A 6,418-nucleotide genomic window follows, 5' to 3' on the forward strand; every position below is an offset into this window, starting at 1 on the left:
CCCATGAATTCGGGATTGCCGGCCTGCTTGGCTGCGACATTGATGCTGATGATGGTATGCGGGCCGAAGGTTTCGTTGACCAGATCGATCGACTTGACGATTTCAGCCAGAACCAGGTGGGTCAATTCATCGATCAACCCCAACTCGACGGCGAGATTGATGAACGTGCCCGGCGCCTGAATGACACCCTCGTCGTCGCGCAGGCGGACCAGCGCCTCGATGCCCTTGATTTGCTGGGTCCTGATGTCGACCTTGGGCTGGAAGGCGCAGCAGAAGCGTTTTTCCAGAATGGCCAGCCGCAGCGACTGCTCGACCTTCATCCGCGCCAGCGCCTCGCGCTCCATGCTGGCGTCGAAGAACGCCGCGGAGCCCTTGCCGTCGTGCTTGACCCGATACATCGCGATATCGGCGTTGTGGCGCAGCTCCTGGTAGTTGCGGCCGTGTTCGGGATAAAGGCTCACTCCGATCGAGGTAGAAGCGAATATTTCCGAGCCATCGATGAAAAACGGCGCCTTCAGCCGTTGCAGGATGAAGTCGATATATTCCGCGACCTCGTGCTGGCTCTGGACCGGATTGAGCAGCAGCAGGAATTCGTCGCCGCTGATCCGCGACAGCATGTCGGATTCACGCAAGTCCAGTCCGAGCCGCTTGGTGACTTCGACCAGCAGCGCGTCTCCGATGGCATGACCGTAATAGTCGTTGATGTGCTTGAAATTGTCGATGTCGAGAAAAGCGAGTGCGAAACCGGTGGGCGTTTCGCCGTGCCGCAAGAGGCTGTTGGCCCGGTGTTCGATCACCCGCCGCGTCGGCAGATCGGTCAACTCGTCATAATAGGCCGACCGGAACAGCTGATCCTCGACGGCCTTTTGCTCGCTGATGTCGGCCGAGCTTGACAGCACCAGGTCGCGGTCCGCGATCCGAACCGGCCGATGGGTGGTGAGAAAGACCTGCTTGAGCTGGCCGTTGGTGACGCTTTCCTCCGCGACGACGGCGCGGCCGGAGCGCAGCAATGCGATGCCGGTTTTCGCGACGCTGGTCCAGGGCTTGCGAGGACAGCGCGGCGGCGGCGTCGTTCATCAGCAGGAAACGGCCCTGCTCGTCCTGAACCGTCACGCCATGGGGGAGCATCCGGAAAACGTCGCGCAGAATATCCAGTTCGGAATCCATCGCGGGTTCGTCGCCTTCCGTCGCGGCATTCTGCTGGTCGTGTTGATGGCCGCTTTGCATGATCGCCGACTTTGGCCAAGTCTCTTGTAGTTTTAGTTAAATGGAACCCGGAAAGATGGCGTCAGCGGCGCCGCCGCGGGTTTTAAATCGGCGTTGCCCTAATCGTCACTAACAGAGTGTCAACGCGAGGCCGAAAATTTCCGGCGGCGGCGAATCGCGCCAGCCTGGTCAGGCTTTGGGGATGCGGCACTGCATGGTGCAGTGAATCCCGGTCTTCAGAAACGCGATTTCGGTTTTGCCGTCGAAAGGCCCGAGCGCCGATTTCAGCAGTTTGGTGCCGAATCCGGCTTCTCCGACCGCCCCGACCGCAGGCCCTTCGGTTTCGTCCCAGGTAATGTTGAGGCGATCGCCTGTCACTGACCACGACACCTGCAACAACCCGCGCGCGGAGGAAAACGCGCCGTATTTCCCGGCATTGGTGGCCAGTTCGTGGAAGATCAGCGCAAGGCTCACCGCCAGCTGGGCGGGAAGGAACAGCGGGTTTCCGTTCAGGGTAAAGCGGACATGTCCATAAGGCCCGAGTTCGGAGAGCAGCAGATCCTTGATATCGCATCCGCTGCCGTCGACCCTGGCGATCAGATCGTCGGTCGCCGACAGCGCCCGAAGCCGCTTGTCGAGGTTGGCCCAGATTTGCGGCTGCTCCTGCAGCACCTGATGCACCACGGCGTGGATCGTCGATACCTTGTTTTTCAGCCGGTGCTGCAACTCCTCGATCACGAGCTTGCGGTATTCCTGTTCCTGGATCAGGCGCTTTGAGATCGCCCGCTGGTTCGAGGCGATCGATCGATAGTGCTGGACTCCCCATATGGTCAGGCCGCACACGATCAGAAAGATGATCAGAAGCACCAGCCGTGCAAAATCAGCCGTCGCGTCGCTGAAATTGACGGCCAGGCCCAGCGAGCCGCCGACCAGAGCCGTCGCGATCCCGATCCGAAAGCCGCCGAACGCGGTGGCAAACACCACGGCCGGGAAATACGGCGTGAAAAACACATCCGGCCGCATCAGCGAGAGAAACCATCGCACCAGGGTCGCCGAAGCAATGCAGAATGCCGCAAAGCCAATGCTGAACGGCAGCGAGGGTTGCGATATTCCGAGCCAGCCTCGCCGAAACTCGTCAATCAATTTCGTCATGCGCCACATCAACCGATCAGCGAATCCAAGGTATGGCCGAGTATAGCGGAAAATGCGCTTTCGGGACCGTAAGCATCGCTTGCACTGTCAAGGCAGGCCGGAGATATAGTGAAACCAACATCACCAGAACGAGGAGAACGCGATGGGACGGCTGGATGGCAAGGTAGCGGTTATTACCGGCGCTACAAGCGGCATAGGCTTGCGGACCGCGGAGATTTTCGTCGCCGAAGGCGCCAAGATCGTCATCGCCGGCCGCCGTGCGCCGGAAGGCGAGGCCCTGGCCAGCAAGCTCGGCGGTTCTTGCGTTTTCCGCCAGACCGATGTCACGGTCGAGGAGCAGATGCGCGCATTGATCGGACAGGCGGTCGAAAAGTTCGGCCGCATCGATTGCCTGTTCAACAACGCCGGCGGCCCGGCGCAGACCGGCGGCATCGAGGGACTCGAGGTTGGCAGGTTCGACGCCGCGATGGCGACGCTGGTGCGCAGCGTGATGCTCGGCATGAAGCACGCCGCACCCCATATGCGCCGGCAGGGCTCCGGCAGCATCATCAACAACGGCAGCATCGCCGGACGGCTCGCCGGCTTCTCCTCGTCGGTGGTCTATGGCGCGGCCAAGGCCGCCGTCATTCACCTGACCAAATGCGTTGCGATGGAACTCGGCGAATCCGGCATCCGCGTCAACTCGATTTCGCCGGGTGCGATCGCTACCGGCATTTTCGGCAAGGCGCTCGGCCTTTCGGTCGAGGCGGCGGAGAGGACGCCGGCGGTGATGCTCGAGATCTACAAGAACGCGCAGCCGATCCAGCGCGCCGGGCTGCCCGACGACATCGCGCACGCCGCGGTGTTTCTCGCCAGCGACGAATCCAGTTTCATCAACGGCCACGATCTGGTGGTGGACGGCGCCATCACCGGCGGCCGCAACTGGACCGCGCAGCAGCAGGGCTATGTCGCGATGCGCAAGGCGTTCGACCAGGCCAAGGCGTGAACGCCAGGCTGGAGCGAAAACTCCGTGTCCTGGGCGTCACCGTCGCAGCCAGCGCTATCGGCGGCATCGTCTTTGTGCTTGCGCAAGGCTACACCTCGCCGATCTCGATCGCGGAGGGAATTTCCTACGGGCTGATTCTCAGCCTCGCCATCGGAGGCGTTTCGCTGTTCGTGCTGGAAGGCCCGATGCGGATGTGGCTTGGGGGCCTTTCCTTTCCCGCCAACCTCGCCGTGCGCACCGCCATCTACGCCGCCATCATCATACCCACCCAGTATTTCCAACTGGGTGCTGTAATCATCGGCCAGCCCTTCGTTGCGTCCATGAAGGGCTTCTGGATCGCCATGGTGTTTTCCGTGGTGTTCCTGGTTGTCATCAACCTGGTGCTCGGGATTTCCAACATCATCGGGCCGCGCGCCTTCCTCAACTTTTTCATCGGGCGATATCACACGCCGGTCGAGGAAAACCGCTTCGTGCTGTTCGTCGATATTGCCGGATCGACCGGTCTCGCCGAGCGGCTCGGCGGCATCGCCATTCACCGCCTGCTCGACCGCACCTTTCGCCTGCTCACGGTTGCGGTGGTGGATTATCGCGGCGAAGTGCTCAATTATGTCGGCGACGAGGTGATCGTGACCTGGAAAGAGCGCAGCGGCGCGGTCGACTGCCGTCCGCTGCGCTGTTTCGTGGCGATGCGCGAGGAACTGACGCGCGCCTCAAGCCAGCTCGAGCGCGAATTCGGCGCGGCGCCGCGGATTCGCGGCAGCCTGCATTTCGGTCCGGTGATCGTCGGCGAAATCGGCGACGTCAAGCGCGCCATCGTCTTCAATGGCGACGTCATGAACACCGCAGCGAGGCTCGAAGAACTCAGCCGCAACGTCGAAGGCGGCTTTCTGGCATCGCGCGCGGCGATGCAGCGCTTCAACTCGGCGCCGCCGTTTGCGGTTCGCGATCTCGGGCGGCTTGCCATCCGCGGCCGCGCCGATGGGATCGACGTGGTCGGTATCGGCGCGCAAAGTTGATGTTTGACCTGCCCGCTTACCCGGCCGGCTTGAGCACCACGCGCAACCCGTCCCGCGGTTTCGGGATCGGCCACATCTGCCAGTCCGGCCTGGTGCCGGGCTCCAGCGAGACGTCGAGGTTCTGCAGGAAATGCCGCGCGAAGCATTTGGCCTGCATGTAGGCGAAGTGCAGCCCGATGCACATATGCGCGCCGCCGCCGAACGGCACCCAGGCGTAGCGATGGCGGCCGCGTTGCGCTTCGTCGGTAAAGCGCAGGGGATCGAACGTTTCAGGATCGGGCCAGATTTCGGGCATGTGGTGGGTATAGAGCGGATTGATGCCGAGCATGGTGCCGGCCGGAACCGCATAGCCCTTGAAGGTGAAATCGCGGATGGCGCGGCGCGGGATCGAGGGCACCGGCGGTCTCAATCGCATGGCTTCCTTGAACGCCATCTCGGACAGCGGCATGGCCTCGAGATTGTCTGATGTCGTGGGCTGATCGGCCGCGATGCCGAGACCGGCGACTTCGTTGCGCAGTTTGGCCTGCCATTGCGGATTGGCGGCAAGTTCGGCCACGAACGACGTCAGCGACGAGGTCAGCGTGTCGTGCGCGGCCATCATCAGGAAGCTCATGTGGTCGACGATATCCTGCGTCGACAGCAGCGCGCCGTCCTCATGGGTGGCGCGGCACAATTGCGAGAACAGGTCTTCGCCGTCCCTGGCGCGGCGGATCGGAATCTGCTCGGAGAAGTAAGCCACGATGCGTTCGCGGCCCCTGACGCCGCGCGCCATCGCGGTACCGGGCAGCGGCTTGCGGATCACGGCGACTGAAGCGGCCACCATATCGACAAAGGCGCGCGTGATTTCGTCAACTTCGGGCCCGATATTGGCGCCGAGAAACGAGGTCGCGGCAAGATCGAGTGTGAGCTGTTTCATCGCCGGGTAAAACAGCATCGGTCCCGGTTGCGCCTTCCATTGCGCGACGCGCTGCGCGATCCCGGTATCGAGGGCGGCGAGGTAGGATTTCATCGGCCCGGATTTGAAAGCTACCGACAGCGCGCGCCGGTGCAGGCGATGCTCGTCGAAATCGAGCAGCATCAGCCCACGCGGAAACAGCAGGCCGAGAATCCGGCCCCAGCCAAGCGCCGAGGAAAATTGCTTGGCCTGGTCGAACAGCACCAGTTCGTTGGCCTCGGGTCCCAGCAAGACGAGGCTGGTCTCGCCGAAGATGTGGCTGCGGTAGACCAGCCCGTATTTGGCGGCTTGCCGCTCGACCTGTCCCTTGGGATCGGCGAGCACATCGAGCGTCTTGCCGATCACTGGCCAGCCCTCGTCGCCGGGAATGTGGGTCAGCGAGTTGCGCCTTGGCGGCGTCAGGCCGACCGTTGCGGGAGAAGCCACACTTTGCATGGACATGGCAGTTGCTCCGTTGCCCCGACGATTGCCGTGAATAGCCGGTTGTCGCGCCAGTGCAAAGCCTCGTTGATGGCCTTGCAAATTTGTCAGGCGCGACAAAGTCCCGCATCGATATGCGGTCGACTCCCTCGCCTCGCGCTTGCGGGGAGAGGGTTGGGGTGAGGGGCATCGCGAATTTCGACCTCTTTCCGCATCCGCCTTCGCCCGAAGGCGGTCTTCGGCGGACAAGAGCGGGGCGAGGTGGAGAAAATGGTCGGCATCCGGAGGAACGAGACAGTCCGGCGTGTGGGTCCCTGCTTTCGCAGGGACGACGAACCTATCCGTCGCGCCTTCACGCCTTGCGTTTCGCGGCTTCCTTCTGCAGGTCCGGCGCGTTGATGGTCGGGATCGCGACGCGGCCGGGGCCGGTGAGCGGAAGTGCCGCGGCGGCCTTTTCGTTTTCCATGATCTTGGCCATCACGGCCTGGCCGGCGCGCTCGAACACCGCGCGGTTCTCGACCAGGAATTTCTGCGATTTCCGCAACCCGTCGATGTAACCGTTGATCTCGGGCACCACGTAGCGCGCCACCATGTCCCAGCTACGCCGGGTGTTTTCCGGATTGGCCCAGTCGTGCACGAAGCCGACGATGGTGCCGACGCCGCCGGAGACCTCCATCAGCTTCT

Annotated in this window: 4 protein-coding genes and 2 pseudogenes; 2 read left to right on the forward strand and 4 right to left on the reverse strand. The window is 62.7% G+C overall.

From position 1 onward, the window contains the following. Positions 1-1,128 (reverse strand): annotated as a pseudogene (locus E7813_RS14330) (diguanylate cyclase); the annotation flags it as partial. Positions 1,129-1,395: 267 nt separating this feature from the next. Then, positions 1,396-2,358: an HWE histidine kinase domain-containing protein gene (locus E7813_RS14335; RefSeq protein ID WP_291574985.1), complete on the reverse strand. Its 963-nt coding sequence runs from the start codon at positions 2,356-2,358 to the stop codon at positions 1,396-1,398. A 142-nt stretch (positions 2,359-2,500) separates the two neighbouring features. On the opposite strand from E7813_RS14335, the gene E7813_RS14340 reads away from it, so the two are divergent. After that, positions 2,501-3,343 carry a glucose 1-dehydrogenase gene (locus E7813_RS14340; RefSeq protein ID WP_291574988.1) on the forward strand — a complete coding sequence of 281 codons (843 nt, stop codon included), beginning with the start codon at positions 2,501-2,503 and terminating at the stop codon, positions 3,341-3,343. Continuing rightward, the gene (locus E7813_RS14345; protein ID WP_291574990.1) at positions 3,340-4,359 is read left to right on the forward strand and encodes an adenylate/guanylate cyclase domain-containing protein; all 1,020 of its coding nucleotides are present in this window, start codon (positions 3,340-3,342) and stop codon (positions 4,357-4,359) included. Before E7813_RS14340 ends, E7813_RS14345 begins: the two co-directional genes overlap by 4 nt. 16 nt (positions 4,360-4,375) lie before the next feature. On the opposite strand, the gene E7813_RS14350 is transcribed toward E7813_RS14345, so the two are convergent. Continuing rightward, positions 4,376-5,755, reverse strand: coding sequence for a cytochrome P450 (locus E7813_RS14350; protein ID WP_291574992.1), 1,380 nt, complete (start codon positions 5,753-5,755; stop codon positions 4,376-4,378). A gap of 331 nt (positions 5,756-6,086) precedes the next feature. Continuing rightward, positions 6,087-6,418: pseudogene (locus tag E7813_RS14355) on the reverse strand (flavin-dependent oxidoreductase); the annotation flags it as partial.

Source organism: Bradyrhizobium sp. (assembly GCF_004799405.1).
GTDB lineage: Bacteria > Pseudomonadota > Alphaproteobacteria > Rhizobiales > Xanthobacteraceae > Bradyrhizobium.

Excerpts from the sequence above, each read along its gene's own strand:
- E7813_RS14350 (WP_291574992.1), bottom strand. The coding sequence starts at position 5,755 with ATGTCCATGCAAAGTGTGGCTTCTCCCGCAACGGTCGGCCTGACGCCG.
- E7813_RS14340 (WP_291574988.1), top strand. The coding sequence starts at position 2,501 with ATGGGACGGCTGGATGGCAAGGTAGCGGTTATTACCGGCGCTACAAGC.
- E7813_RS14335 (WP_291574985.1), bottom strand. The coding sequence starts at position 2,358 with ATGACGAAATTGATTGACGAGTTTCGGCGAGGCTGGCTCGGAATATCG.